We start from the raw sequence: 26,827 nt of genomic DNA, 5'->3' as shown, positions 1-26,827 counted from the left end.
TGATTCGGAATCAGTATATTTAGGTTAAATGCAGCTACTTTATCCGATGAGAAAAGCACTACTGATTGTATGCAGCCTGGTTTCACTATCCGCTTTGGCGCAGTCCGACGACGAAAAAGCCGTCCGTGCCGCCATCTCCCAGCTATTTGACGGGATGCGGAAGGCCGACACGACTCTGTTCAAAGCGGTTTTTGCCCCCACAGCATCGCTTCAAAGTATTGCGAAAAACAAAGAGGGTGCGGTCAGTGTGCGAAGTGAATCGATCCCCAACTTTATTGCGTCGGTTGGCAAACAGAAACCGGGTGCGCTCGACGAGCGGCTTTCGGCCTATGAAGTCAGGATCGACGCCGAACTGGCCATCGCCTGGACGCCGTATGTTTTCTACTTCAACAGCCAGAAAAGCCACTGTGGCGTCAATGTATTTACGCTGGTAAAACTGAACGGCGGTTGGAAGATCCAGGCCATTATCGATACCCGACGACGGGAAGCTTGCCCGGATTTGTAAAGGGAATGATAAATAATAAATGCGTAACGCTAAATGTAAAAGTGGTTGGACGATTTCGAAACACTCTTACATTCATCATTCAACATTTTACATTTAAAATTAATTACTCCTCTCCCCACTTTGGCAATCGCTTCTCCAAAAAAGCCGCCATGCCTTCTTTCGCATCGGCGGTTTGTTGAATCTGCTGAAATTGCTCGTGCAAAAAGGCCTGCTGCTGATCCTGAGGAATATTTTTTAACTGTTGATAAGCCCGTAGACCAAACTGCATCGCCGTTGGGGAATGTTGTTTTAATTCGTTTACTACCTTTTGAAGGGTTTCGTCCAGTTGAGCCATCGACACCACTTCCGTTACCAAACCCACTTCCCGGGCTTCGACTGCCGACAGCGTCCGGGCGCGGAGACACAGATCCAAAACCGTTCGGGCGGGCATGATGTCGAGCAGAACCGCCATGACCTGAAACGGAAACAGACCGCGTTTTACTTCCGGTAAGCTGAACGCAGCGGTGTCGACGGCCACAACGTGCGTACAGCCGCCCACCAGCAGAAAACCGCCTGCATACACTGCTCCCTGCACCCTGGCAATACACGGTTTATGCAGACCCGCCAGCAACTCACCCAGCCGCACCGGGCCGGAGGGCGGAGGAACGGTTTGCGCGTTTGGCTCACTGGCCGACAGGCTTTTCAGATCCATTCCCGCGCAGAACACATCGCCCGTAGCCGCCAGCACCACCAGCCAAACGTCTTTTTCGTAGTGCGCATAAGCCAGTGCAAATGCCAGCTCGTTCAGCAGCGTGGGGTTCAGTGCATTTTTCTTTTCAGGGCGGTTGAGCGTCAGGGTCAGCACATGATCGTCCAGATTCGTCAGCAAATGCTGAAATGAATGGTCTGAAAAACCGGCGGTTTGCTCGGGCGTGTAAAGCATTGGGTATCAATCGTAAAAGATTGTGAATAGTTGCCGGGTGTAATACTACAAAATTGCCTTCTCCGTTTCAAAATAAATGATCAACTGCTGGTATCATCCTATCCTTCCTTTCCCCCGCCTGTATGAAAAAGATCACTACGTTTTGGCTGATTTTGAGTGCATTACCTGTATTCGGTACCCACCTAATCGGGGGTTATATTCAGGTTAAACGGGTTTCGGTTTCGCTCACCTTCGAGTTTTCGGTTCAGGTGTACATGGATGAGGTTTATGGCAAAACGGCTGTTGATCAAAGTGACCGGGTTTTGTTTTGTACTGGCGACGGTTCCGGCGATTTGGAAATTCCGCGGTATTCCAGAACACGGCTTGAAAACGGGATTAGTTTAAATGTCTATAAAGTTACGCATACGTACAGTGGAACGGGCTCGGGAACGTATACGGTTTCCACACAACTTCGCAATCGATCTGAACTCAGCAATCTGCCCAATGCGCTTACTGTACCCCTCTATCTGGAAACCACGTTTTCGGCCGCGGTCGTTAATTCACTTCCGGTTTTTCAGGGACCAGCCCTCAATAGTCTGACGGTTCCGGTTAACCAAAAAGCCGTGTATAACTTTCAGGCAAAAGACGCTGATGGAGACAGTGTTGCGCATTATTTGATTCGGGTTCGGAACGGCGATTGTGGCAAGAGCAGTCAGGCGCTTTCCGACTACAGTTTTCCGAATGATATAACCCGAAAAGGAACCTTTAGAGTTGATGGAAAAACCGGGCAGGTAACCTGGGATTCGCCCACGCAGGTTGGGACTTATGATTTTGCCATTGTGGCCGAAGAGTGGCGTAACGGCCAGCGGATTAGCTCAACGCTCTTTGATCTGGTGACTCGGGTCATCGATCAAACCGGCGGCAATCCCGGAGCCATTCCACCCTACGAACCGGCGCTGGAACGCGGTTTACTGACGGCTTTGGATGACCGCATCGACGATCGGGATTTGTCCATCACGGTTTACCCAAGCCCCTCACAAAACCGTTTTCAGATTGTCCTGAAAAGTCATAAACCGACCACGGCAACCTTCCAGTTGCTGGACAGCCAGGGAAGAATCATCCAGGAAATTGCTGAAAAGAAGACAGTTTTGGAACACCAGCACGCCATTGGTAACGAGCAACTCGCCCCGGGATTCTATTTGATTCGGACATCGGCTCGCGGGCGGGTTTATACCAATAAGGTGATCAAGCGATAACCGCCCTGTCCGGGATGCAGCCTGATCCTTCTTTCTCCACTTATACAAGGTCGGATTTTTAAGGAAATGACCGATAAACCTATATACTCGGTGCCTGCTCGGGAATGGCAATTCGTAGCTCCCGGAATACCTGGTCCCGAACATCAGCATCGGCCAGCAGTTGGGCAACGGACCAGGATACGTTGAGTTTCTGGCAAAATAATAAAGCTTCGTTGCCTTTCATGGCAGAATTGGCTACCACAGTGTAGGTGTGGCCGGGAATCATAGCGGCCAGGTATTCGCCAGAGATGATGAGCATATAAAACAAATAGATGGCAGAACAAAATACCCCGGCTCCATCGAAACCGGGGTGATTCAACTCTGTTAACTTAGATTGTGTCCTCAAAGGTAACATTATTTTTACTGCCGTCATATCTTTGTATTAGTTTTATAATATATTTGTGTTATAATAATTGGTGATACGGCTCCGTCTGTATTGCAACAACAATACAGACGTCTTTTTGAAATGTGGGTCGGCGACTTGATCGGCTAACTACGTTAATCCGATGGGAAACACCTTCTAAAAAATCCTGGATTCACTCTTTAAACGGTGTAAATCATGTATTTCATCATTGAAAATCTTCCTCATCTCAACAATCGTTACCAGTTTCATTTGATGAAAAATAGCCGGGAATCCATCCTGAGCAGCGAATTGTTCGATACAAAAGTCGATTGCCAGCGGGCAGCGAGTGCCGCCCGGCGGGCTGGTAGTGAAATGGCCAATTATCCCTTGTGGGATTTGGTGGGTAACATCCGTTTCAACCTGTTTTATGGCAGGGATAACCTTTTGATTGGAACCATCCGGTATAAATCCATCGAGGAGCGCAATCAAGCGGTACAGGAAGTTGTAGACAGCATTGCCCAAGCCCAGGTCCGTGATCAGGTCCCGGCAATGTCGCTGGCAGCTTAAACCCACCGATCAGGCCTGAATCCTGGTATGGAGCGAAACCGTGGGAATTTATAGAAAGCGACTCTGCAGAGGTTAGAACAACTGCTTCCAGGTGCCTTTGATGCGGTTGTATTTCAGGGTGCTGGGAAGGGCTTTCCACCAATACCGGTTCATTTCAACGGCAAACGAAGGCTGCATGTAGCAATTGATGGCGCAGCCTTCGCAACCCGGCAGCCGACCTTCCAGTGCAATTAGTTTCTGGACTTCATCAGAACGGTAGAGATCATACAGCTTGCCGTCGATGGGCAGGTCTTTCAGGCCGAGGTGGTAGCAGGGAAGAACCAGTTTATTTTCAGGCGAAATCACCAGGGTGGTGCTACCGGCCAGACAAACCGGATCGTCGACGTGGTTGCCGCCGTCGCGCCGGAGTTGGATGAAGGCGTCGTTGAGGTACACATTTTTCTGCTTGCCCCACCACGTCATTTCCTGCAAGGTCTTCTCCGAAAAACCGCCCCCGGTTTCAACATCGTTGTATTCAAAAACCGGATTCAGGATCAAAACCAAGTCGTTCGGCAGACAGATTTCTTCGTGCAGTTGTTTGATCTGGTGAACGTTGTGTTCAAAAACCGTGAACAGAATATCCGGCCGTTCGCCCAGTTTTTTCGCGATGGCGATGGATTCCATCACTTTGTCGAAACACTTCACGCCCCGCGATTTGTCGTGTTCTTCGGCAATCGGCGAATCGAGCGAAAAATGCAGCATATCGACCAGTCCGTGCAATCGTTCGGCGTATTTCGGATACAGCAGACCGTTGGTCGTGATGGTAGTAATCAGCCCGAGGTTTTTGGCTTCGCGGAGCAGGTCATCCAGTTGGCGGTGCAGCAGGGGTTCGCCCCCCGTAAAATCGATGACCCGAACGCCCAGCCGTTTCAAATCCCGCAGGTTGTCGCGCACGTTCTCCGGCGTCACGTAGGGCGAGGGACGCTCCCAAATGTCGCAGAAACTACAGGTCGCGTTGCAGCGATAGGTGATGTAGTAATTGCAGAGAACCGGATGGGAGACCAGGCGCATACTTTATTGCAACATTTTAAACAACCCGGTCAGCTTGTCTTTCAGATCTTTCCGGTCAACGATGAAATCCAAAAAACCGTGTTCCAGCACGAATTCGGCACTTTGAAACCCTTCGGGCAGGTTTTTACCAATGGTTTCGCGAATGACGCGCGGCCCGGCAAAACCGATCAATGCCCCCGGTTCGGCAATGTTGAAATCGCCCAGCATCGCAAAGGAAGCCGTCACACCGCCGGTGGTGGGGTCGGTCAGCAGGGAGACATACGGTATTTTCTCGTTCGACAACAGCGCCAGTTTTGCCGAGGTTTTGGCCATTTGCATCAGCGAATAACCGGCTTCCATCATCCGCGCTCCGCCCGATTTCGAAATCATGAGAAAGGGCGTCCGGGTTTTGATCGAATGGTCGATGGCCCGGGCAATTTTTTCGCCCACCACCGATCCCATCGAACCACCGATGAAATTAAAGTCCATGCAAGCCACCGTAACCTCCAGTTCGTTCATCTGCCCGTAGGCCGACCGAACGGCATCTTTTAGCTGCGTTTTGTTGATGGTCGCTTTCACGCGTTCCGGATACGGCTTCGTATCGACAAACTTCAGCGGATCGCCCGAGGTCATGTTGGCGTCCAGTTCCGTGAACACGCCGTCGTCGAACAGGATGGAGAAATAGGCATCCGAACCGATTTTTTCGTGGTAGTTGCAGTGTACGCAGGTATAGGCGTTGAGCTTATGTTCCCGCGAATGCATAATTTTCTTGCAATTCGGGCATTGGTACCACAATCCGTCCGGCGCTTCGCGCTTCTCTTCGGTTGGGGTGATGATACCTTTTTCTTTACGGATAAACCACGACATAGGGGGTCAGTCTCCAGTTAACAGTTCGCAATCAATAACTTTGCTTTTCAGGCAGGGGGCAAAGATAGTAAGAAAACAGCAGGGCTGCTCATAGATCAAGGTAGTACTTTCGCCGGGCGGGGTCAAACCGTTCGATGGCATACCGCAAAGCCGTCCGCGGAAACCGCCCCGCATGGTCATGCAGGAACTCTTCGAGCGCGTCCGGATTTTTCTTCCCTACTTCCCGCAGCATCCAGCCAACGGCTTTATGAATGAGATCGTGCCGGTGACTGAGCAACAGTTCAGCAATCTGAAAAGTGTCTTGAAACTGATTTTTGCGAATAAAAGCCAGCGTAGACACCATCGCGATCCGCTGCGACCACAGGTGGTTTTCCTGCGCCAGTTCGTATAAAATGCTGCGGTCTTTGTTCAGCAGGTAATTGCCAACGATTCCGGGGCAGCTCGTGTCCACCAGATCCCAGTTGTTAACAAAGTTTTTATTCCGAAGGTAGTAGTCGAAAATCAGTCGCCGGTTTTCCTCGCCGGGCCGTTTGGCCTGATTGGTCCAGATGATCAGGCCCGTCAGACGGCATTCGTGAAACGGATCCCGCACGAGCTTTTCCGTATCCTCCGGCGGCAATTGGTGGTACGTTTGGGCAATAATGCGCTGTTGTGGAACCGACAGGCCCAGAAATTCATCGCCTTCGCCGTATTGGCCCGGTCCGGTTTTAAAAAACCGTTTAAAAAAGACGGCTTTTTCGGGAACCGCCAGAGCCAACAGATCCTCCTTAACGTCCTGGTGCGTCATTTTTGTACTTGAACTAAAACCCGAACGGGTTGTTATTGCTGCAACTGAGTGTCTATTCAGCAGAACGAAAACAAGGATATGAATACAAATCCTACCGAACCGGTACGTGAAATTCCCATCATCATCATCGTCGGAACCAATCGGAAAGACTCCATGTCGCGCCATATTGCCGATTATTACCACCTCATTCTGCAGCAACTGGGTAAATCGAGTGATATTCTGGATTTAAGCGGACTTCCCCCCGATTTTATGACGACGGCTTTGTACGAAAATACGGGAAAAAATCCTGAATTCAACCGTTACAAGGAAGTGGTCGAACGGGCGAAGAAAATGGTGTTTATCGTTCCAGAATACAACAATTCGTATCCCGGTGTCCTGAAAGCCTTTATCGACGGAATGAGTTATCCCAGCGGTTTATCAAACAAGAAAGTAGCGCTGGTGGGCCTATCCGCCAATCACCAGGGTGGGGCCCTGGCCCTCAGCCATTTGAATGATATTTTTAGCTACCTCGGGACGAATACCCTGGCGTTGCGCGTGAAGCTGGCGCAGATCCGGAATTACTGGAAAGAAGGCGCTCTACACAATGAGCTTTATAATATGCTCCTGCAACAACAGGCGCAGCAATTAATTGATTTTTGATTGAATGCCCCTAAATCCCCTAAAGGGGACTTCTAAAATTGGATATGTCCAAGTCCCCTTTAGGGGATTTAGGGGCATTCAATCAATCATTCAGTCGGGTACGAATAATATCCCGCTCATCGAGAAGCGGTATTTCGTATAAATTCACTTTCTGGCGGGCAAAAGCCGGTGTTTCCAATTCCCGTTCCCGCTCCGAATACCGCCCCTGCGAAAACCCTTCGACCATTTTCTGGATCAGCAGCAAATCATCTTCCCGCTTTTCGTCAATCAGAATGTCGTCGATGCTGGTCAAATGCGGACGGGTTACCGGATCGGGTACCGGTGCCACCTCGATGTTTCCACCGCCCCGCGTCAAAGTGTCTGCTCCCTGGGGTTGGTCTTCCGTTACCAGTTCCGTATCCTCCTCTTCGTCAACGGGCAACTCGTCGGTCACTTCTTCTTTTTTCAGCTCCGGCTCCGGCTGTTTCCAGTTCGTTGGCGGAAAATCCGGTCGTTCAGCAGGCAAATCGAAACCGGCAGCAATCACCGTCACGCGGAGATTTTTGCCCAGCGATTTGTCTTTGATCGTACCGTATTTGAAAAGATGTGCCTGCTTGTCCTTGCCGATTTTTTCCTTGATATAACCGGTAATGATCTGCAATTCCCGCATGGTCGTACGGGCATCCGGACCCGACGCCATCGTGAGCAGAATCCGTTTGGCACCCCGAATGTCGCGGTCGTTGAGCAACGGCGAGTTGAGGGCGTCCTGGATGGCAGTCAGTGCGCGGGTTTCGCCTTCGGCATCGGCGGAGCCCATTACGGCTTGACCGGCACCTTCCAGCACCCGCTTGACGTCCATAAAGTCGACGTTGATTTCGCCCTGAACGGTAATGATTTCCGCAATACTTTTGACGGCATTCGCCAGCACATCATCGGCCTTGGCAAACGCCTGATCCATCGGAAAATCCTCAAAGATTTCCGCCAGTTTATCGTTCAGAATAACCAGAACCGTGTCGCAGTATTCCTTCAACTCTTCGATACCGCGCATGGCCTGATCCAACTTCTCGATGCCTTCAAAGTCGAACGGGGCCGTAACGACAGCAATCGTCAGCAAGCCCATTTCCCGGGCAATCTGGGCAATAACCGGTGCGGCTCCGGTTCCGGTTCCGCCCCCCATCCCCGCCGTGATGAAAACCATCTTGGTGGGTTCGCCCAGTAACTGCCGGATGTCGTCCGTATTTTCCAGCGCGGCCTGGCGGCCCACTTCGGGGTTCGTTCCGGCTCCCAGTCCGGAAGTCAGAAGGGCACCCAATTGGATTTTGGTCTTTACCGGGCTATTGGTCAGGGACTGGCGGTCGGTGTTGCAGACAATAAAATCCACATCCTTCACGCCCATTCTAAACATGTGGTTAACGGCATTGCTGCCACCGCCACCGACGCCTATTACTTTAATGATTGGGTCATCCTCCTCGTCGGGGAATTCAAACCTCATGCCGTACTCCAATGCCTCTGGCATACCTGCTAATGTTTGTTGCTATAAATATATATTTGGTAACGCTGGATAGCCAGTACGTTGTGCCGTCAAAATTGAGTACTACTGATTGTACCGGTCGTCGGGGCCGAGGTCTTTGCCGATGTCGTCGGTCAGAAACTTCCGAACCCAGGTCATAAACCCGCCACCCCCTTTTTCTTCTCCTTTACCCGAGTCTTTTGCATTCTTCCCGGATGTCTGTCCATTTGTACCGTGTCCGTGACCATGTCCGTTTGTGCCGGAACCGCTCACCGGATTTAAAACCATGTGCTGCAAGGGAATGCGGTCGTCCAACCGTTTGAAACCGGCCCACACCAGACCCACCGCCGTGGCGAAAGCCGGGTCGCTGACCAGGTCCGCCTTGACGTTGTGTTCCAGTTGATCGGGAAAACCAATCCGGACGTCCAGGCCCGTAACGCGCTCAAAAATCCGTTCGATGCCTGAAATCGAAGCCGTTCCGCCGGTCAAAACCACACCGCCTACCAGTTTGTCGCGGTAGCCGGAGCGGATGATTTCAGCCTGTACCATCGCTGCGATTTCTTTCAGACGGGCCTCGATGACGAGGGCTACGTTTTTCAGCAGAATATCTTTGGGCGGCCGACCGCTCAGGTTCGGAACCGCCACGACTTCGTTCAGTCGGAAATCCGTGGGATCGGCACTGCCAAACTTCGTTTTCAGCAGTTCAGCCTGGGTTGGCAACACCCGGCATCCGACTTCCAGGTCGGCTGTCAGGCTATTTCCCGCATAGGGAACCACGGCAACATGCCGCAGCACATTTTTGTGGTAAATCGCAATTTCAGTGGTGCCACCACCAATATCGACCAGGGCGACACCGGCGTGTTTTTCCTCATCGGTCAAAACCGCCAAAGCCGACGCGAGGGGCGCCAGCAGGAATTTGTCGTTTTCCAGCGGTTCTTTCTGGGGAGATACCGAACGGGCGCGCTGAATACACTTGCGGGTGTAGGACGCGGAACTCGTTTGTGCAGTAATGACCTGAAAATCAGCCTCCAGCTTAACGCCAATCCGCCCAACAGGGTAATCGATGTTCGATTCGCTGTCGACCGTGAAATCCATCGGCAGGACGTGAACGATTTCCGCACCGGCCGGCAGAACCGAACGGTACATATCGCCGACCAGGTGGTCGATGTCATCGGCCACCACTTCATCCCCGGGCGACGTGCGCGTAATGCTGCCGTGTTGCCGGCGGGCGGTTACATTTTGCCCGGAAAAACTGACATTCACGACGTGAATATCGATGTTGGCTTGCCCGGCGGCTTCTTCAACCGCCCGGTTGATGGCTTCGACGGTTTGCCCAATATTGACGACGGAGCCTTTGGTGACTCCTTTTGAAATGGCTTTTCCCACGCCCAGGACATCCAGACGAGCGTGATCGTTACTGCGGATAAGGCGACCAGCCACGGCGCACACTTTGGTGCTGCCGATGTCCAGTCCAACTATAATTTCTTCCTGCTTAGGTATCATTCGCACACAATCTGGTTACGGTACTGCACACTAACCCTCCGGTATCGTTCCCACCCTTTCAGGGGCAGAATATGTTTGTAAAACAATTTAATCTTTTCAAATTTAGACTCCAGTTCGACGGGTTGCCCGATTTCGATCAGACAGTCGCCCACCTGCGGAATCAGCGTAACTTCGCGATTTCTGTCGACTACCACCTGGGCCACCTGCGCTTTCCAGAACGGGTCTTTTTCAATCTGTTTCAGCAACTCGATCAACGGTTGGTTTTGCTCCGTCGTCAACGATTTTCGTTCGCTGAAATACGATCCGGATACCAGAACGACCCGTGCCGTGTAATTCATGGACAGTGGAAACCACCGCCCTTCTTCGGTCAGATAATAACCGGCATAAGCCGATTTGTCTTCATCGCCATCCGGAACCAGCCGCGCCAACGGCCGTTGCTGCTTAATATCAGCGATCAGAATCCCTTTCAGATCCCGATACAACTGACAACTTTTTATCAACCCATTCTGTTTCAGCCGCCTTTCCAAAAGCTTCAAATCCAGGTCGGCATAATCATCGCCCAGCAGTGGATCGGCCCCTTCGTTGGTCAGCGTTTTCAGTACATCGTTCCGGTTCAAAAACCGGTGGCCATCAACTTCGTCCATCCGGATGTCGATGCCTTCACACTGGCGGTGGTTTTGGCGGTGTTCGGTAAAGGCAATCAGTCCCACCAAAATGGCCAACCCTGCTACGGTCAGAATGAAAGTTCTATTTAAGGGAAAAATAGAAAACATCCGTGTTTATTAACTTTAAAAGAGATGAATTTTTATTGATTGGTCTCAAATAGGTTTCGCAACACCGGAATCATCTGATCAATGTCGCCTGCACCGATGGTTGCAACCAGTTCCGGCGGTTCGTTTCGCAGCAGATCGGGCAGGTCTGCTTTGGTGCATTGAACTTTATTTTCAGACAAAATCGATTTGAAAATCAGGTCGGCACTCACCCCCTCAATGGGCAACTCACGGGCGGGGTAAATATCGAGCAAAATGACCCGATCGGCCAGTGAAAGGCTCTTTGCAAACGCATCGGCGAAATCGCGGGTCCGGCTAAAGAGGTGCGGCTGAAAAATGGCCGTTACTTTTCGCTCCGGATACAACGCTTTTAGCGACGACAAAAAAGCAAATACTTCGGCGGGGTGATGGGCGTAATCATCGATAAATATAACGTTTTTTGATTTGAGTATATACTCGAAGCGACGTTTTACCCCCTTATAATTTCCGAGTGCCTGCCGGATCTGTTCCGGCTTGACACCTACCTGCAAAGCGGCAGCCGCGGCAGCTACGGCATTCTCGACGTTGTGAAAACCAGGCATCTGCAAGGCTATGTTTTCGATAACCCCCTGAGGATAAACAATGTCGAAAACAAAGCAGGCATTTTCGATGCGCAGATTCTTACTGTAGAACGAGCCTTCGTCTAACGCGTACTCATAAACGGTTGCCGGGGTTCGGTCGGCCAATGCCAGCCCCCGTTTCATAAACAGGGTGCCATCCGGTTTTATCTGGCTGACAAAAGCACTGAACGAATCCAGAACCGCGTTGTGGTCGCCATAAATGTCCAGGTGGTCGGCGTCGGTGGAGGTGACGATGGCTACCTGCGGAAACAGCGTCAGAAACGACCGGTCGAACTCATCGGCTTCCACCACACAAATGACCTTCGACAGATCGTCGGTCGGTTCGTTCAGCAGAAAGTTGGTGCCGTAATTTTGGGTAATACCGCCCAGAAAAGCCGCACAGTTCACGCCCGAATCTTTCAGAATATGAGCCACCATCGACGACGTCGTCGTTTTGCCGTGGGTGCCGGCAATGGCCACGGTGGTCATCCGCCCGGCCAGCAAGCCCAGCACCTGCGACCGCTTCTGCAACGTAAAACCGTGTTCGGTCAGGTAAATGTATTCCTGATGGGTTTTGGGTACGGCAGGGGTGTAAATGACCAGGGTTTCGTCCCGGTTTTCCCGAAAATGCGCCGGAATCTGTTCGACATCTTCCTCAAAGTGAATGGCCATGCCTTCCTGTTGCAGGGCGTTGGTCAGGGCGGTGGCGGTGCGATCGTAACCCGCCACTTCATAACCGTTGACCAGAAACCACCGCGCCAGGGCACTCATGCCAATACCGCCAATTCCCAGAAAATAAACGTAACGGATGTTATTCATTTTTAATGGTCTACGATGGTTTGAATGGCTATATGGTTAAAAATGGTTTTGATGGTTAAATGGTTGAAAATGGATGTACGGTTTAATGGTTAAAAATGGTTGGATGGTTTTAGACCTATAACCATTTTTAGTTATTTAACCATACAATCATTCAAATTTTAGCCATTCAACCATACAGCCATTCAAACCATTGTTAACCATCTATTTTATCAATTTTAAAACTTCTTCCGCAATTTCGCGGGCGGCTTTGGGCCGGGCCAGTTCGCGAATGTGTTGACTGAGCGTTTGCTGCTGTTCAGGATCGGCCAGAAGCCGCAGTGCCGCCGGAACCAGATCGGTGGGGGCTGCACGGTCGTTGACCAGCAAAGCCGCCTGCCGATTCACCAGACTCATCGCATTTTTGGTCTGGTGGTCTTCCGAAGCCGCCGGAAACGGAACCAGAATGGCCGGTTTTTCGACCAGACAAAGCTCGGAAACCGATAAGGCTCCCGCCCGCGACACCACCACGTCGGCGGCTGCGTAGGCCAGATCCATTTCGTAAATGAAATCAAACGCTTTGACCCGGCTGGCCCCGGCATCGGCGACGGCTTTGCGGGCGCGTTCGATGAACAGCGACCCGGTTTGCCAGACAACCTGGTAACCGGAATCGACCAGCAACCGAAGGTCTTTTTCGATGCTTTCGTTGATGGTACGTGCCCCCTGGCTGCCCCCGATAATCAGCAATGTTTTGCGATCGGGTTCCAGCTTGAAAAAAGCCAGGCCTTCTGTGCGCTTCCCTTTGGCCTGCATAATGTCGGTCCGGACGGGATTGCCCGTCAACTTGATTTTTTGAACGGGGAAAAACGCTTCCATGCCGGGATAGGCCACACAGATGGTTCTGGCTCCGCGCGACAACAGCTTGTTGGTCAGCCCGGCGTATGAATTCTGCTCCTGAATCAATGTCGGAATGCCCTTTAGCGAAGCTGCCAGCAAAACCGGGCCGCTGGCGTAGCCACCCACGCCCACGGCTACATCCGGCCCGAAGTCGCGGACGACCTGTTGTGCCTTCAGAAAACTTCGCCCCAGTTTGAACGGGAAAGCCAGATTCTCCAGCGTCAACTGCCGTTTAATACCGACCACCGGCAAGCCGATAATCCGGTAGCCTGCCCGCGGCACTTTTTCCATTTCCATCTTTCCTTCGGCCCCCACGAACAAAATTTCGGTGGCCGAATCGATGGTTTTTAGCTCATTGGCAATGGCAATCGCCGGATAAATGTGTCCGCCGGTTCCTCCACCGCTGATGATGATGCGTTTTGGCATGATAGGTTGACTCTGAATTGAAATTACGAATGTGTTAAAAACCGTTCGTAATCAGTCGATTATGGTTAAATTTTGCTTTCGTCGGCTTCTCCCCGGCTCACACTGATGATAATGCCGATGGCAGTTCCGGTGAAAAGCAGGGATGTTCCGCCCATGCTGAGCAGTGGCAACGGCTGGCCCGTTACGGGAACCAATCCGACCGAAACCGCCATGTTGATCATTGCCTGAATCACAATGCTGAACGTTAGACCGGCCGACAGCAAACCGCCGTACGCCCGGTTGGCCTTTCGAATGGCCCGCATCCCTCGCCAAAGCAGATAGAGGTAGGCCGCAATGATGACGATGCCGCCGATCAGTCCGTATTCTTCCACAATCATGGCAAAAATAAAGTCGGAATAGGAGTGGGGCAGGAAATTCCGCTGGTGGCTGTTCCCCGGTCCCTGTCCGTAAATTCCGCCGTGTGCCAGCGCGATGTATGATTGTTCAACCTGAAATTCGGGCGGTCGCCTTCCGTTGAAGGTCTCCCAGTAATTGGTCAGACGGCTGCCCGATGTTTTAGCCCGCTGCCCGATCAAAAGAGCAAAGCTACCCATGATCATGCAAACCACCACCATGATGAGCAAATACTTGCTGGGTACGCGTCCGATGAACATCAGAAGAAAGCAGGTGGCAGCCAGCAAAGCTGCCGTCGATGCGTTACTCAAAACGATGCAGGCACAGATAATCCCGATCCAGCCAATCATGTTGACCAGAACGCTGGGGTCATACTGTTCCTTTTTGATGTGCTGCCGTTTGGCCAGCATGGCGGCCAGGTTGGAGATCAAGGCGAGTTTGGCCAAATCCGAGGGCTGAAAGGTCTGGTTGATCAGTGGAATGGTAATCCAGCGCGAGGCTTCGTTCAGGTTCGTCCCTTTGAAATAGGCCCACAGCAGCAGGGGTACCGACAGCCACATGCCAAACCGCGACAACCGGGCGTAGTAGACGTAGTTGAACCGGTGAGCCACCCACATGCAGGCCAGCCCCAGCACCACCAGTGCGCCGTGTTTGAAGAGGTAATGTTCCGTCGATTGCAGTTTCTGATAGGCCATCGTCCCCGTGGCACTGTACACAACCGCAACGCTCATGATGGACAAAAACAGCACTACCCCCCAAATGTGGTAGTCGCCCTTGATGTTGCTTTTCAACCAGTCTGTTGGAGAGATTGTCATTCCTCAAATGAATTATGAATGATGAATCATGAATGATGAATTAAAACGGAATACCGGCCGCAGGCCCATCCATCGTTCATCGTTCATCATTCATCATTCGTTTAACGGCTTCTTTAAACTGATTGCCCCGGTCTTCGTAATTACGAAACAGGTCGAAACTGGCGCAGGCGGGTGATAGCAAAACCGTGTCACCCGGATTGGCCAGTTCCAGTCCTTTGGCAACGGCTTCGTTGACATCCTGCGTCTCAAACAGCGTCGGAACACGGTTTGAAAAGTAGCTTACCAGTTTCCGGTTATCTTTTCCCAGACAAATTAACGCTTTTACTTTTTCCTGAACCAAGGGCTCAAGCTGGTCGTAGTCATTTCCTTTGTCCAAACCGCCCGCAATCCACACCACCGGCGTTGGTATACTCTCCAAAGCATAGTAAACCGAATCAACGTTGGTCGCTTTCGAGTCGTTTATGAATCGAACCCCCTTGATTTCGCCCGCCGGTTCGAGCCGGTGAGCGGCATTTTGGAACGTCAGCAATCCTTCCCGCAGTGCGTCCGGTTTGACGCCGACCGCCAGAGCCGCCAGCGTTGCTGCCAGCATGTTGATGGCGTTATGCTTGCCTTTCAACGGCAGATCAGCCAGTGGAATTTCAAAGGATTGTGAACCGTTGTCGATTACCAGCAAACCGTTTTTCAGGTAAGCCCCCCGTTTGGGTGCATCGACCAGCGACACGGGCAACAGCCGGGGCACCGGTTTTTTAACGGGCAGGGTTTCACTGATCACCGGACTTTCCGCGTAGTAAATGAACGTATCGTTAGGGGTCATGTTTTGCAAAATACGGAATTTCGAGTCCACGTATTTCGAAAACTGGTACTCGTAGCGGTCTAGGTGATCGGGCGTGATGTTGAGCAGGATGGCGACATTCATCCGGGCCTGAATCATATCGTCCAACTGGAAACTGCTCAGTTCCAGAACGTAATAGTCAAACGAATGGTCGAGAACCTGCTGAGCGAAACTTTCGCCGATGTTGCCCGCCAGACCAACGTTGAAACCGGCGGTTTTCAGCAGATGATGGGTCAGGAGCGTCGTGGTGGTTTTTCCGTTGCTGCCCGTAATACCGATCAGTTGGGCCTTCGTGTAGCGCGAAGCCAGTTCGATTTCCGAGATAATCGGGATTTTCTTTTCCCGGAGTTTCTGAATAAGGGGCGCTTTTTCGGGAATGCCGGGGCTTTTCACCACTTCGTCGGCCTGAAAAATAGTTTCTTCGGTGTGTTGTCCTTCTTCAAACGGGATGCCCTCTTGCTGGAGAATCTGACGATAGGATTCCTGTAAGAGACTTTTGTCCGACAAAAAAACCGTGTATCCTTTCGCTTTTGCCAGCAACGCTGCTCCAACTCCGCTTTCTCCTCCGCCCAAAACAACCATCAATTCCCTAATACCTTTCATAGATTCATGTGCAAACCGAAGACAAAAATAGGGGTTTCGCTGTAGTCTGTTCGCCCGTTCACCAATCTTTTTGTTTCCAAAAAAGAAACCCCGCTCTGGAGCGGGGTCGATGGAGTGGGTACAGTGGAAAGGTTACTCTTTCTTTTCCTGCGACCTAAACCGGTTGGCCGCCTTAACAATGAGGAACACAACCCAGGCAATGATTAAGAACTGAATGACAATGTTGAGGAAATTACCGTACCGAATGGCCACTTCCGGCGTTTCACCGACGGCTTCCTTCAGAACAATTTTCAAATTACTGAAATCGACACCGCCCGTTAAGAGACCCAGGATCGGATTGATGATATCTTCAACCAGAGAGGTGGTTATTTTTCCGAAAGCCGCACCAATGATGACACCCACGGCCAAATCCAGTACGTTGCCCTGAGCAATGAAGGTTTTAAATTCTTTCAGCATGGATTGAGTGGTTAAGTTGATTGGCAGGAAGTTATGAAATGTAACCGTTTTGTCAAATTTATTTACAAAAAAAGAAAAACCGGTCTTATTTCACCTGTCTGGCAACTTATCCGTCTATTTTCTTTTCTTCCACCCATACCCGCATTTCTTCCAGCGTCATGGCACCATACTGCGTTGCGAGGGCCACATCGGCGGCATCCCGGCCATAGGCAACCACGATCCGATTGCCACGGGGTTCTTTTTGGGTGGCATCGAACGTATACCAGCGGCCATCGATGAATGCTTCGAACCAGGCGTGCAGATCCATCGGCTCCAGCAGGTGCAGGTAGCCCACGACCATCCGGGCCGGAATGTTGATGCTGCGGCAAAGTGAAATGCCCAGGTGTGCAAAATCGCGGCAGACGCCAATGCGTTTTTCGGCGGTTTCAACGGCCGATGTGCTGGCATCGCTGGTGCCATACTGGTACGTCACGCGGGTCTGAATCCAGCTCCGGATCGCTTCAACCTGGTCGTAGCCGGGGAGGGCGGTTTCTGTAATTTCGGCCGCCAGGGCTCCCAGCCGGTCCGACTGGCAATAGCGGCTGGGTAGTAAAAACTGCAGGGTGTCGTCGGGCAAATCCTGCACCGGCACAAAAGGGGCGCCGGGAGCCGTATCGATTTCGTCGGCGGTTTCGACCACCAGCGATATTTGGATCTTGAACTTGCCTTCCGGGGCCATCAGCCGCTGGCACAGATTGCCGTACGGGTCGGTGTATTCGATCACCGGAATGCTCGGTTCGATCTGGTATTCTTCGGAAATTACCCATTGCCCGGCACCGGAGCGGGGGCGTAACATAAGCACAACAGGTGCTGGAGCCGGAACTTCGTAGAGGAGTTCACAGCCGGCGAAAAGTTTCATAAAGTGTCAGGATGCGAGCGTCGGTTTTAAGTTGCTCAAGCTTTCCTAACTTCAATTTCTGTGAAATTGTTCTTCGTATTTCGGATGTAAACGAATTATTTTCTGTACGGTTGAACGCAAAAATGACCCCGATCTGAAACCGGGGTCATTTTTGCGTTGGACGATAGTCAATCCGCTAAATCTTTGCGGAATATTTCTGCTGATAAGTCTTCGTTTTGAACTGATCGAAGGGTTCTTTGCTGTAGTGGTCGCCCCCGATGAAGGTAATGATCTGATGAAATTCCGGGGCTTTTATGTATCCGGGGATGGGTTGAATCGGCTGAAATTTTTCGTTCAGAAATACGACGGTCGGATAGCTCAACTGGTTGCGCAACAGCGCAGCCGCCAGTTGGTGATAGCCCCGGCCGCCCTGCGCAACGTACACAAATTTATCGGTTCCGAGCACGATGTCGGCCTTCTGTTCGGCGTTCAGCTTAACGGCATAATAGTTTTTATTGATGTAGTCGACAACGGAAGGGTTGGTGAAGGTTTCGCGGTCCATAACCTTGCACCAGCCGCACCAATCGGTATACACGTCGATGAAAACCTTCTTCGGCGTTTTCTGATTCAGCGCAAAGGCTTCCTCAATCGTCAGCCACTTGATTTTGGCATCTTCTTTGGCGGCTTCCGGGCGGGGCCGAAACGAAACCAGTGTCACTGTAACAAGCAGCATGGTTACAACGACGGTGAATAATTTATTCATAAGTCTGATGATTAAGGCAAAACCGCTTCCGGGCTTGCTGTACCAAATTAGATAACGAAAGATACCAGGAAAACCGTGTAGCACCAGTCGAAGTTCGTGCTCCTTGTTTTGACTCCAAAAAGAAGGAAGAGTAACACGTTTTCGTTAAAAAACTATTGGACGTATCGGTTTCGTCATTCAAAATGGATTTTGGTCATCGTGCAAGTCCTTGATTGATCCGAAACCGATGACATCCCGGAATACGGGGTTATCACGGAGTTCGGTGGCGCGCATCAGCTTATCGCTGCCAAACTTCGCTTTCACTTCATACACCGTTTTCCGAAGCGTGTTTTTGCGGGTATTGTCTTCGAACAAGCTGAAAGGAACCAATTGGGCGGGAATGAAGCGATACACACTGACACTCATGCTCCGGATCGAGCGATTTAAAATCGGTTCACACTGGTTGAGTTTCTGAAACCGCTCGAAGCGTTGCCGGATCAGGTGGTAGAGTTCCATGCTATCCTGTTTCGGTTCGGGCAGCCGGACTTCGTCGCTGTAGTTTCGGCCGTCGTGATACCGGCAATAGAACGTCACGATCTGGCAGAAAACATCCTGACGCACCATCCGGCGCTCGAGCGTCAGGCAAAGCGACTGGAGCAACTCATCCAGTTGCTCTTCGGATCGTCGCTGGGCCGTCGAAATGGTTCGCATGGCCTGCATGCTTTTGTAGGCGCTGGTTTCCAGATCCACTTCGCCCCCGAAGTTCAGCCGCAGATGCCAGTGCCAGCCGATGACGCTTTGACAAACCGCCCGCAGTCGCTCGGGCGACGCATACCGCAGATTCAGGGGCGTCAGAATGCCTTTGTCTTCGAGCCGTTTTGCCATGCGGGTTCCAATGCCGGGCAAATCCGTCAGTTTCAGATTCCGTAAAACGTCGTCGATGGTTTCGGGCGTGATCATCACCAGACCGTCGGGCTTCTGGAGATCGGAGCCTAATTTGGCCAGAAATGCATTGGGCGCAATTCCGATGGAGCAGCGCAGGTAATCACCGACTTTTTCGCGAATATCCCGTTTGATCTGCTGAGCCACTTCCCGCACGTCCTTGTACATCAACTGACAGCGCGTGAGATCGACCACCGCTTCGTCGATGCTTTTCGGTAGCACATCGGGCGTAAACTGACGGAGCACATCGATGATGGCAACGTGAAATTCACGGTAACGCTTGGAGTTCGTTTCAACCGGAACCAGATCCGGGCAAATCTTTACGGCTTCGTCCAGTCGCATCCCGAGCCTGATTCCCAGTCGTTTGGCTTCGATGGAGGGCGCAATTACGCAACCCTGTTTTCCGGTATAGACGCACACCGCAATCGGGCGGTCGCGAAGGTAATAATTTACCTGTTGCTCGCAACTGGCAAAAAAACTGTTCATATCGACGAACAGAACCGTCGGTTTCGTGTATTCCCCCAGCCGCTTCATCCTTTTTTTAGCTATCGTATAATATTATTCTGGTAGTTTTCATCGGATTTGTTGTTTTATTTAGTAAATTTGATCACAATATATAATACTTATATTATAAAAGTCAACAACTATATTATGTTTAACGAACCCGGAAAATCTTTTGAGGAGGGTTTAGAGCCGATTCAGGAGCGGTTGCGGCAAGTATTTGACGCGCTGGAAATCAGTATCTACCAGGCTGCCAAAGACCTGGGTGAGAACTCATCGAAGTTTTATAACATCCTGAACGGCCGCGCTAAACCATCGTATGATACCATCATGCGGTTGTTGGAGCAGTATCCGCAGGTACGGGCCGACTTTCTGTTGCGGGGGCAAAAACCCGTGTTGGACGAGCCGGAGCAGAACGGAAAAATTATTGAACTGGAAGTACGGTATACCGATCTTCCTTTTGTGCCGACGCGTTTCTACGCGAGCTTCATCGAGACCTACATTGAAGGAATCAGCATGGCACAGATGGAAACGTACCGCGTTCCAGTTCATCTGGTGGGCAATCACAAGGACCCGGTCGTTATCGAGGTTTCGGGCAACAGCATGACGCCACAACTGGCAAACGGAGCGAAAGTACTGGCGATTCTGGTAGACCCGAACAATTGGGAATACCAGTCGGGCGGCATCTTTGCGGTGATTTACCGCGATTTTTTCGTCGTTAAACGCATCAAAGACAACGAATTGTTGACCAAACAGCGGTTAACGCTGCATTCCGATAATCCAAACGGTGGCAGTGTTACGGTTCCGTTGAAAGACATTCGCGGCATCTGGAAAATCGTGAGGGTGATCGATTCGCCGGTGGAGTAGGGTATGGGAATGTAAATAATAACTGGTTTAAAATGGACAGACACCTGTCAGGTTTTGAAAACCTGACAGGTGTCTGTCCATTTTAAACCGTATCTCGGTGAAAAGCCATGAAGGCAGCCCGCCCACCGAACCAACTCAAAACTTCATTGCGACATAATAAAGTCGGTTTTTCAGAAATCAATGATTGAAAAGAAGAATGCGGCCATTTAACTAATTCTTTGCAAAAACCGTGTTTGACGGGATTGTGGTGGATATAGTAAATAAGTTGGTTGTAATATCGTTCATCGCTTACTTCTTTTCTTTTGAAAGGATTCGGGAATAAGGCTCCTTTTCGCTCAAATCGCCGGTTATAGGCTTTGGCGTATGCATTGAAGAAATTCGAAAATATTTGACTGAGTTGAAAGGTTATTTTATCCTGTAATTCCAGAGAACTCAGATTTTCAGGCATTTCAAAATGAGATACCAGCTCGCTTTCAGACTTTATGCGAACAAATAAATGAAAATGGTTGGGCATCAAACAATAGGCGAAAGTATCGACTACCGGCGCGCAGTGTTCTGCGTATTTTTTCAGAAAATACTGGTAGTTAGGCGGTTCCCGAAACAATAAGTCCGATGCGTTTGCATGGTTATAGATGTGATAATACTGATCAGGCAACAGAGGAAGGGGGCTAGCTGACATAACGGAAGTTTTATCTGTTTAGACGTAAAAACCCCTGTCAGGTTTTGAAAACCTGACAGGGGTTTTTGTTTAACTTGCGAATGGATTTAACCGCTTCTATTTGATGAATCTCAACGGAAAGGCCAAAGAACAAATGAGCTACGACGCCATCGTCATCGGCTCGGGAATCAGCGGGGGCTGGGCAGCTAAGGAACTGTGTGAAAAGGGACTGAAAACCCTGGTGCTGGAACGGGGCCGGATGGTGAAACACATCACCGACTACCCAACAGCGATGGCCAATCCGTGGGATCTGCCCCACCGCAACCGGATGCCCGACACGTTTGAGGTGGCCAATCCCGTAGCCACCAAATGTTACGCGCTGGACGAGGCCACGCAGCAGTATTTCGTGAAAGATGCCGAACATCCGTATATTCAGGAAAAACCGTTCGACTGGATTCGGGGCTATCAGGTCGGCGGAAAATCGCTGATCTGGGCGCGGCAGACCCAGCGGTGGAGCGACTACGAATTTGTTGCTCCGGCCCGCGACGGTTTTGCCGTCGACTGGCCCATTCGCTACGCCGACCTCGCGCCCTGGTATAGCCGGGTCGAGAAGTTTGTCGGCATCAGTGGCAACAAAGACGGGATCGACAGCCTGCCCGACGGCGAGTTCCTGCCGCCTTTTGAACTGAACTGCGTCGAAAAACACATCCAGACGGCGGTTAAAACCAACTACGCCGACCGGCACGTGATCATTGGCCGCTGCGCCCACCTGACCAAACCGCAGCCCATTCATTTGCAGCAGGGACGCGGGCAGTGTCAGGCACGTCATCTTTGCTACCGGGGTTGTCCGTTTGGCGGTTATTTCAGTTCCAACTCCGCGACATTGCCGTGGGCGGCCAAAACCGGTAATCTGACGATTCGGCCCGACTCGGTCGTTCATTCCATCATTTACGATGAGCAGAAAGGCAAGGCAACTGGTGTGCGGGTGATCGACGCTCATACGAAGCAAACGACCGAGTATTTTGCCAAAATCATCTTTGTCAACGCGGCCTGTCTGAATTCCAATCTGGTGTTATTGAATTCGACTTCAAAACGCTTTCCGAATGGCCTGGGCAACGACAACGGTTTGCTGGGTCGTTATGTAGCCTTCCATAATTACCGGGGCAGTCTGACGGCTTCGTTTGAGGGCTACAAGGACCAGTATTTCTACGGACGTCGACCGACCACGGCTTTTATGCCTTCCTTCCGGAACGTGAAAAAGCAGGAAACGGACTTTCAGCGGGGGTATATGGTAGCGTTCAGTGCCAGCCGTGCCGGTTGGGGACGTGGCAACGGGCAGGAAGGATTCGGGGCGGAATTTAAAGAAAGTCTGCTGACGCCGGGCGACTGGAGCGTCTACATGATGATGCAGGCCGAAACCGTTCCAAAATACGAAAACCACGTTCGTCTCAGTACTGATCAGAAAGATCCCTGGGGCATTCCGCAACTGATTACGTCGGTGGGGTACGACGACAATGATGTGAAAATCCTGAAAGACTTTCTGGTGCAGGGGGCCGAAATGCTCGACAAATCAGGGTGTAAAAACATCGCGTCTTATGACGATAACCGCAATCCGGGGCTGGATATTCACGAAATGGGCGGTGTCAGGATGGGGAAAGACCCTAAAACGTCGCTGCTGAACAAATGGAATCAGTTTCACAACGTCAAAAACGTTTTCGTCACCGACGGGGCGTGCATGACCTCGGTCGGCAACCAAAACCCGTCGATTACGTTTATGGCGCTGACGGCCCGGGCCGCCAATTATGCCGCTGTGGAGCTCAAGAAGGGGAACCTGTAAGGAATGATGAACGATGAATGGGGTGACGCATTCATCGTTCATCATTCATAACTCATCATTAAATTCAATACCGTATCGTCCAATACGGGTTTTCCTGGGCTTTGGTGCTGGTCTGGATATGGTCTTTGATCAATTTATCGTAGTCAGCGGTTTTGATTTTCCTGCCTTTGATTTTTTTGGTAGCGGTTAACTCTTTCGAGACATCCCGCATCTCAATCTTGCTGGCGGTAATGACCACATCGCCGTCGTTAAGATCCAGTTCCAGAATCAGGCCCGGTAAGCCGAAATACTGCTCGGGTCCGGCCGAAACCGGAATGTCCTGGGCAAACCAGGCGACAACCTTCTGTTGCTTGATGGGGTCTTCGGTTTCGGCCTTCATGCAGATGTGGCCGGCGATGTCTTTCAACTGGTTCAGAATCTTCCATTGGGGCGTTTTCAGGGAATCGTCGATGAGGTAGGTTCTCCCCAGCATTTCGATTACGTCCGACTTGGTTTCCTGTTTGAAATCACGGCGGATGATGTAATCGCTGTTTCGGTAGGACCACTGACCGTTTTCGCTCCGCCAGTACTCACTTTCGTTGGTATACAGACTTTGATCTTCGTTGAAATACAGCACCATTTGGGTGGGGCGGCTGCTGTAGTTTTTGTTGGTGGCCTTCATGCGCTCTTTCTGATCCAGGCTCAAAAACGTCATCCGGGACATGATTTTAACGTAATCCTGCGTGCGGTCATACGTAACGACACCTTCCATTTTTTGGGCCATTGACGGCGCCCCGATCATTACGAGAAGAAGAATCAGAAGCTTTTTCATTATCATTTGCGGTTCCTGCTGATTAATAAATGTAGTTATTTTGACGCATTTGCGACTTCAGGCCCCGTAGGTTATACGAAAAGGAGAGCATGAAATACCGCGCCAGGGTTTGAACCCGTTCGGTTTGAACGTAGTTCTGGTAAGCCTGTTGCGTAATGCCCCGGTTTTTGTTGAATACGTCATAGGCCGTCAGCCGCACCTCCGCTTTGTTGTCTTTGAGGAAGAGTTTGTAAACGGCCAGGTTCAAAATCGGCAACTCCTGTCTGAAGTCAAATTTGGGATTTTTGTAAATCTGATAATTCATCCGCCCGTTGAAGAAAATTCCTTTTGGCAACTGGACGTTCATGTTACCGCCGTAGTTGTAATTATAAATCGTCAGGTTTTGCGCCGTATTGACGGAATATTTCGTATCCGTGATGCTAAAGTTAAACGTCGGATAAAACGTAAATTTTTCGCTCGGCGTCAAATCCAGGCTCATGTAGGCGTTGTAATTGTTGTTGTTGGTTTGGTTCGGTACGCCATTGATAAACGTCGGGAATTTGTTGAGGTTGGTGTAAAAATTCGTATTCAGCACCGCTTTCGTCTTTTTTATCGGGAAACTAAAATAAACGCTTCCTCCTTTGGTGGTTCCACCGCTGATGTTCTCCGGGCGGGTAGTCGTTACCCGCAATTCATTAACCGTTTGATTATAAACGATTTGATTGATGTTGTACCCGTAGTTGACATTGACGAACACGTTGACAAAGCTACCGGGATTGAAGACGCCAAATCCGCCACTGACCCGGTGTGTGAGCGAGGGTAGCAAATCGGGATTTCCTTCCCGAATGAAGCGGGGATTGCTGTTGTCGACAACCGGTTGCAAATCGCTGGTTTGTGGCTGGTTGACATTGACGTTGTAACCGGCGTTAAACCGTTTGTTCTTCTTGTTGTAGTTTATGCTGACATTGGGAACAACCGAGAAATAATTGCGGTCGACTTTCGTAAAATTAGAGGCTCCCTGATTCGAGGCAAATTGCCCGGCCTGGTGAAACCACATACCCGCCAAACCGCCCGACACATTGAATCCTTTGTCGGAATAACGAATCAAAGATCCAATGCGATTGTAGGTAAAATCGTTGGTATAATACCGGCTCAGGGTTTCATTCCGAACGGAAATCTGGTCACCGACATCAAACACATCGCGATCGACCTTGTCGTTGCGTCGGCTGAAGTTGTAAAACGTTTCCCAGAACGTTGTTTTTGATAAGGGTTCCGTATAATCCAAGCTGGACTTGATTTCGGTTCGCAAACTGCTGGTGATGTTGTCCTGGTTGATGCGGAAAACCGTCGGGCCGGTGGCGGTGGTATCATTAAAATAGGTGTTGGTCGAACGTTGCTGGGCCGACCCATCGGTATCGTTCACGTTGTAGGCCAGGCTGGCGGCAAAGTTGCGCCCTTTCTTCCGGAAGGTGTGCCGGTAAATTGCCGTTGTCGCCAACTGAAAACCGTTGAACTGGTTGTAGTTGGCAAAATTGGTCTGGCTGGTGCGCGTTTCCTGATTGGGTCCTTCAAAAAAGTTCTGATCGCTGAACAGGTTCGTGTTGCCGTTGTTGGCGCGCAGGTTGCCGATGATCACCAGCGTATTGAGCGAATCGATTTTCTGCTCGAACCGCGCACTGCCCCGGTGATTTCGGGTCAGGCTACCCTGGCTCTTGTGGTCCGTATTCAGGAATGAACTATTGGGCAGAAAGGTCTCTTTTTCTAAATCCGAGTTGAGCGTCAGACCGCTCTGGTTGTAGAAATAATTGGAGCTGAGTTTGGTCTTTTTGGTATCGTAATTGTAGTTCGCTCCCCCGGCATAGTTGCGGGAAAAGCCCCGGCTGTTGCTACCCCCGCCCGTGATCGGAACCCCGATGCCATCGTCGCCCCCAAAGAAATAGACTCCTCCGCTGTAGAACCCGAAATCGCCCTGATCTTCCCAGTTGAAGGACTGGCTTCCGCGAAAATCCTGGTAATCATCGAAGGATAAACCGGTCTGGTTGATGTTGTTGCCGAGACCAATCACCGACATTTGCTCTTTCGTATTGAAGCGGTTGTAATTCCCCCGAAGCTGAAACCGGTCTTTCGTTCCGACGCCTGCCGTTACTTTTCCGAAACCGCCTTTACGGTGGCTTTCCTTCAATTCCAGGTTAACGGCTTTTTCCCTTTTTCCGTCGTCGATACCGGTCGTCTTGGCGGCTTCTGTTTTGTCGTTGAACACCTGCACCTTCGAAATAGCGTCGGCCGGAAGGTTTTTGGTGGCTAGTTTAGGATCTGAGCCAAAGAACGTTTTTCCATCCACGGTGACTTTCGTGACGTTTTCGCCCTGGGCTTTGATGTTCCCTTCCTGGTCGACCTGCATGCCCGGCAGTTTGCGGAGCAGTTCTTCTACCGTCGATCCGGGCGGTACTTTGAACGAAGCGGCATTGTACTCGATGGTATCGCCCCGAATGCTCAGCGGTGCTTTGGCCGCTTTAATGACTACTTCCAGTAATTCCTTCTGAATGGGCTTGATGGGCAAGGCCCCCAGGTCGGTCACCTCGCTGTTGTCGGGATTCACTTCGACCTGCAAGGGCAAAAAACCGACGTACGATACTTTCAAAATGTATGGAGCCCGCTTTACATTCCGGAATTCAAAAGCCCCTTTGTCGTTGGTTCGGCCAAAATTGACCAGTGCGGAGTCTTTCGGGGTCAGAAGCATGACGGTTGCTCCGGGCATGACGGCTTTGGACGTATCGGTGATGGAGCCGCGGATGGTGATCCGGTTCGACTGTTGGGCAAAAGCCGCCTGACAACATACTGTTAGTAACAGCAGCAGGAAAAGTTTTTTCATAGGGAACAGGATTCAGTTTGCAATACGCACCGGCAAATTGGAAAGAATTAACATCCGTTGCTGAAAGTTAACAAATTTTAATAGTTACAACTACAATTGTAGTTAAAAAAATATTTTTACAGGAGCAATGCCGGGTTAGCAAACAGGCGGGGCAATTCTGAAAAACAAGGGAAAGACATTGATTCACAGCGGACTGTTGCATGAATCAACAGAAAAACGGAGAAAGT

At 50.8% G+C, this 26,827-nt stretch carries 25 protein-coding genes; 6 read left to right on the top strand and 19 right to left on the bottom strand.

Annotated features, from left to right (window positions below; translation table 11 throughout):
* Window positions 1-46 precede the first annotated feature (46 nt).
* Window positions 47-505: a nuclear transport factor 2 family protein gene (locus ACO064_RS14265; protein ID WP_421827957.1), complete on the top strand. Its 459-nt coding sequence runs from the start codon at window positions 47-49 to the stop codon at window positions 503-505.
* Between the two features lie 103 nt (window positions 506-608).
* Here ACO064_RS14265 and ACO064_RS14260 read toward each other — a convergent pair whose 3' ends face one another.
* Window positions 609-1,427: an enoyl-CoA hydratase-related protein gene (locus ACO064_RS14260; protein WP_421827956.1), complete on the bottom strand. Its 819-nt coding sequence runs from the start codon at window positions 1,425-1,427 to the stop codon at window positions 609-611.
* 122 nt (window positions 1,428-1,549) lie between these two features.
* Between ACO064_RS14260 and ACO064_RS14255 the strand changes: the two genes are divergently transcribed.
* Window positions 1,550-2,662: a T9SS type A sorting domain-containing protein gene (locus ACO064_RS14255; protein WP_421827955.1), complete on the top strand. Its 1,113-nt coding sequence runs from the start codon at window positions 1,550-1,552 to the stop codon at window positions 2,660-2,662.
* Between the two features lie 79 nt (window positions 2,663-2,741).
* On the opposite strand, the gene ACO064_RS14250 is transcribed toward ACO064_RS14255, so the two are convergent.
* The gene (locus ACO064_RS14250; protein ID WP_421827954.1) at window positions 2,742-2,960 is read right to left on the bottom strand and encodes a hypothetical protein; all 219 of its coding nucleotides are present in this window, start codon (window positions 2,958-2,960) and stop codon (window positions 2,742-2,744) included.
* Between the two features lie 300 nt (window positions 2,961-3,260).
* Between ACO064_RS14250 and ACO064_RS14245 the strand changes: the two genes are divergently transcribed.
* A complete protein-coding gene (locus ACO064_RS14245; protein WP_421827953.1) occupies window positions 3,261-3,611 on the top strand; it encodes a hypothetical protein in 351 nt (116 codons plus the stop codon).
* Window positions 3,612-3,683: 72 nt separating this feature from the next.
* Here ACO064_RS14245 and ACO064_RS14240 read toward each other — a convergent pair whose 3' ends face one another.
* The 3 genes from ACO064_RS14240 to ACO064_RS14230 all read right to left on the bottom strand — a co-directional run bounded on the left by ACO064_RS14240 (window position 3,684) and on the right by ACO064_RS14230 (window position 6,294).
* Window positions 3,684-4,661, bottom strand: coding sequence for a radical SAM protein (locus ACO064_RS14240; protein WP_421827952.1), 978 nt, complete (start codon window positions 4,659-4,661; stop codon window positions 3,684-3,686).
* A 3-nt stretch (window positions 4,662-4,664) separates the two neighbouring features.
* Complete coding sequence (accD, locus tag ACO064_RS14235) at window positions 4,665-5,507, bottom strand: acetyl-CoA carboxylase, carboxyltransferase subunit beta (RefSeq protein ID WP_421827951.1); 843 nt, start codon at window positions 5,505-5,507, stop codon at window positions 4,665-4,667.
* 88 nt (window positions 5,508-5,595) lie between these two features.
* Window positions 5,596-6,294, bottom strand: a complete 699-nt coding sequence (locus ACO064_RS14230) for a DNA alkylation repair protein (protein WP_421827950.1) — start codon at window positions 6,292-6,294, stop codon at window positions 5,596-5,598.
* Window positions 6,295-6,372: 78 nt separating this feature from the next.
* Between ACO064_RS14230 and ACO064_RS14225 the strand changes: the two genes are divergently transcribed.
* Complete coding sequence (locus ACO064_RS14225) at window positions 6,373-6,933, top strand: NADPH-dependent FMN reductase (protein WP_421827949.1); 561 nt, start codon at window positions 6,373-6,375, stop codon at window positions 6,931-6,933.
* A gap of 82 nt (window positions 6,934-7,015) precedes the next feature.
* Here the strand turns inward: ACO064_RS14225 and ftsZ are convergent, their stop codons facing one another.
* The 11 genes from ftsZ to ACO064_RS14170 all read right to left on the bottom strand — a co-directional run bounded on the left by ftsZ (window position 7,016) and on the right by ACO064_RS14170 (window position 19,609).
* A complete protein-coding gene (gene ftsZ / locus ACO064_RS14220; protein ID WP_421827948.1) occupies window positions 7,016-8,428 on the bottom strand; it encodes a cell division protein FtsZ in 1,413 nt (470 codons plus the stop codon).
* Between the two features lie 78 nt (window positions 8,429-8,506).
* Window positions 8,507-9,925, bottom strand: a complete 1,419-nt coding sequence (gene ftsA / locus ACO064_RS14215; RefSeq protein ID WP_421827947.1) for a cell division protein FtsA — start codon at window positions 9,923-9,925, stop codon at window positions 8,507-8,509.
* Entirely contained in the window at window positions 9,922-10,647 is a 726-nt protein-coding gene (locus ACO064_RS14210; protein ID WP_421827946.1) for a cell division protein FtsQ/DivIB, read from the bottom strand. The genes ftsA and ACO064_RS14210 overlap by 4 nt, the downstream gene beginning before the upstream one ends.
* Window positions 10,648-10,730: 83 nt before the next feature.
* On the bottom strand, window positions 10,731-12,113 hold the full coding sequence (murC, locus tag ACO064_RS14205; protein WP_421827945.1) for a UDP-N-acetylmuramate--L-alanine ligase: 1,383 nt from the start codon (window positions 12,111-12,113) through the stop codon (window positions 10,731-10,733).
* A gap of 201 nt (window positions 12,114-12,314) precedes the next feature.
* Complete coding sequence (gene murG / locus ACO064_RS14200) at window positions 12,315-13,412, bottom strand: undecaprenyldiphospho-muramoylpentapeptide beta-N-acetylglucosaminyltransferase (RefSeq protein ID WP_421827944.1); 1,098 nt, start codon at window positions 13,410-13,412, stop codon at window positions 12,315-12,317.
* 65 nt (window positions 13,413-13,477) lie between these two features.
* Window positions 13,478-14,620: an FtsW/RodA/SpoVE family cell cycle protein gene (locus ACO064_RS14195; RefSeq protein ID WP_170315701.1), complete on the bottom strand. Its 1,143-nt coding sequence runs from the start codon at window positions 14,618-14,620 to the stop codon at window positions 13,478-13,480.
* A gap of 76 nt (window positions 14,621-14,696) precedes the next feature.
* On the bottom strand, window positions 14,697-16,058 hold the full coding sequence (murD, locus tag ACO064_RS14190) for a UDP-N-acetylmuramoyl-L-alanine--D-glutamate ligase (RefSeq protein ID WP_421827943.1): 1,362 nt from the start codon (window positions 16,056-16,058) through the stop codon (window positions 14,697-14,699).
* Window positions 16,059-16,190: 132 nt separating this feature from the next.
* A complete protein-coding gene (gene mscL, locus ACO064_RS14185; RefSeq protein WP_138992959.1) occupies window positions 16,191-16,514 on the bottom strand; it encodes a large-conductance mechanosensitive channel protein MscL in 324 nt (107 codons plus the stop codon).
* 106 nt (window positions 16,515-16,620) lie between these two features.
* Window positions 16,621-17,412, bottom strand: a complete 792-nt coding sequence (locus ACO064_RS14180) for a transglutaminase family protein (RefSeq protein WP_421827942.1) — start codon at window positions 17,410-17,412, stop codon at window positions 16,621-16,623.
* Between the two features lie 175 nt (window positions 17,413-17,587).
* Window positions 17,588-18,154 carry a thioredoxin family protein gene (locus ACO064_RS14175; protein ID WP_421827941.1) on the bottom strand — a complete coding sequence of 189 codons (567 nt, stop codon included), beginning with the start codon at window positions 18,152-18,154 and terminating at the stop codon, window positions 17,588-17,590.
* A gap of 177 nt (window positions 18,155-18,331) precedes the next feature.
* On the bottom strand, window positions 18,332-19,609 hold the full coding sequence (locus ACO064_RS14170) for a DNA polymerase Y family protein (RefSeq protein ID WP_421827940.1): 1,278 nt from the start codon (window positions 19,607-19,609) through the stop codon (window positions 18,332-18,334).
* A 117-nt stretch (window positions 19,610-19,726) separates the two neighbouring features.
* On the opposite strand from ACO064_RS14170, the gene ACO064_RS14165 reads away from it, so the two are divergent.
* A complete protein-coding gene (locus ACO064_RS14165) occupies window positions 19,727-20,443 on the top strand; it encodes a LexA family transcriptional regulator (protein WP_114407483.1) in 717 nt (238 codons plus the stop codon).
* An 82-nt stretch (window positions 20,444-20,525) separates the two neighbouring features.
* Here ACO064_RS14165 and ACO064_RS14160 read toward each other — a convergent pair whose 3' ends face one another.
* Window positions 20,526-21,122 (bottom strand): transposase, encoded by a 597-nt coding sequence (locus ACO064_RS14160; protein ID WP_421827939.1) that lies wholly within the window; start codon window positions 21,120-21,122, stop codon window positions 20,526-20,528.
* A 103-nt stretch (window positions 21,123-21,225) separates the two neighbouring features.
* On the opposite strand from ACO064_RS14160, the gene ACO064_RS14155 reads away from it, so the two are divergent.
* Window positions 21,226-22,938: a GMC oxidoreductase gene (locus ACO064_RS14155; protein WP_421827938.1), complete on the top strand. Its 1,713-nt coding sequence runs from the start codon at window positions 21,226-21,228 to the stop codon at window positions 22,936-22,938.
* Window positions 22,939-23,002: 64 nt separating this feature from the next.
* Here ACO064_RS14155 and ACO064_RS14150 read toward each other — a convergent pair whose 3' ends face one another.
* Complete coding sequence (locus tag ACO064_RS14150; protein WP_421827937.1) at window positions 23,003-23,749, bottom strand: GLPGLI family protein; 747 nt, start codon at window positions 23,747-23,749, stop codon at window positions 23,003-23,005.
* 22 nt (window positions 23,750-23,771) lie between these two features.
* Window positions 23,772-26,600 (bottom strand): outer membrane beta-barrel protein, encoded by a 2,829-nt coding sequence (locus tag ACO064_RS14145; protein WP_421827936.1) that lies wholly within the window; start codon window positions 26,598-26,600, stop codon window positions 23,772-23,774.
* Between the last annotated feature and the right edge of the window lie 227 nt (window positions 26,601-26,827).

It is taken from the genome of Larkinella sp., from assembly GCF_965227735.1.
In the GTDB taxonomy this organism is placed as follows: Bacteria; Bacteroidota; Bacteroidia; order Cytophagales; family Spirosomataceae; genus Larkinella.
The sequence above is the reverse complement of the archived record's forward strand: the minus strand, read 5'-3'. Positions and strand labels throughout refer to the sequence as shown.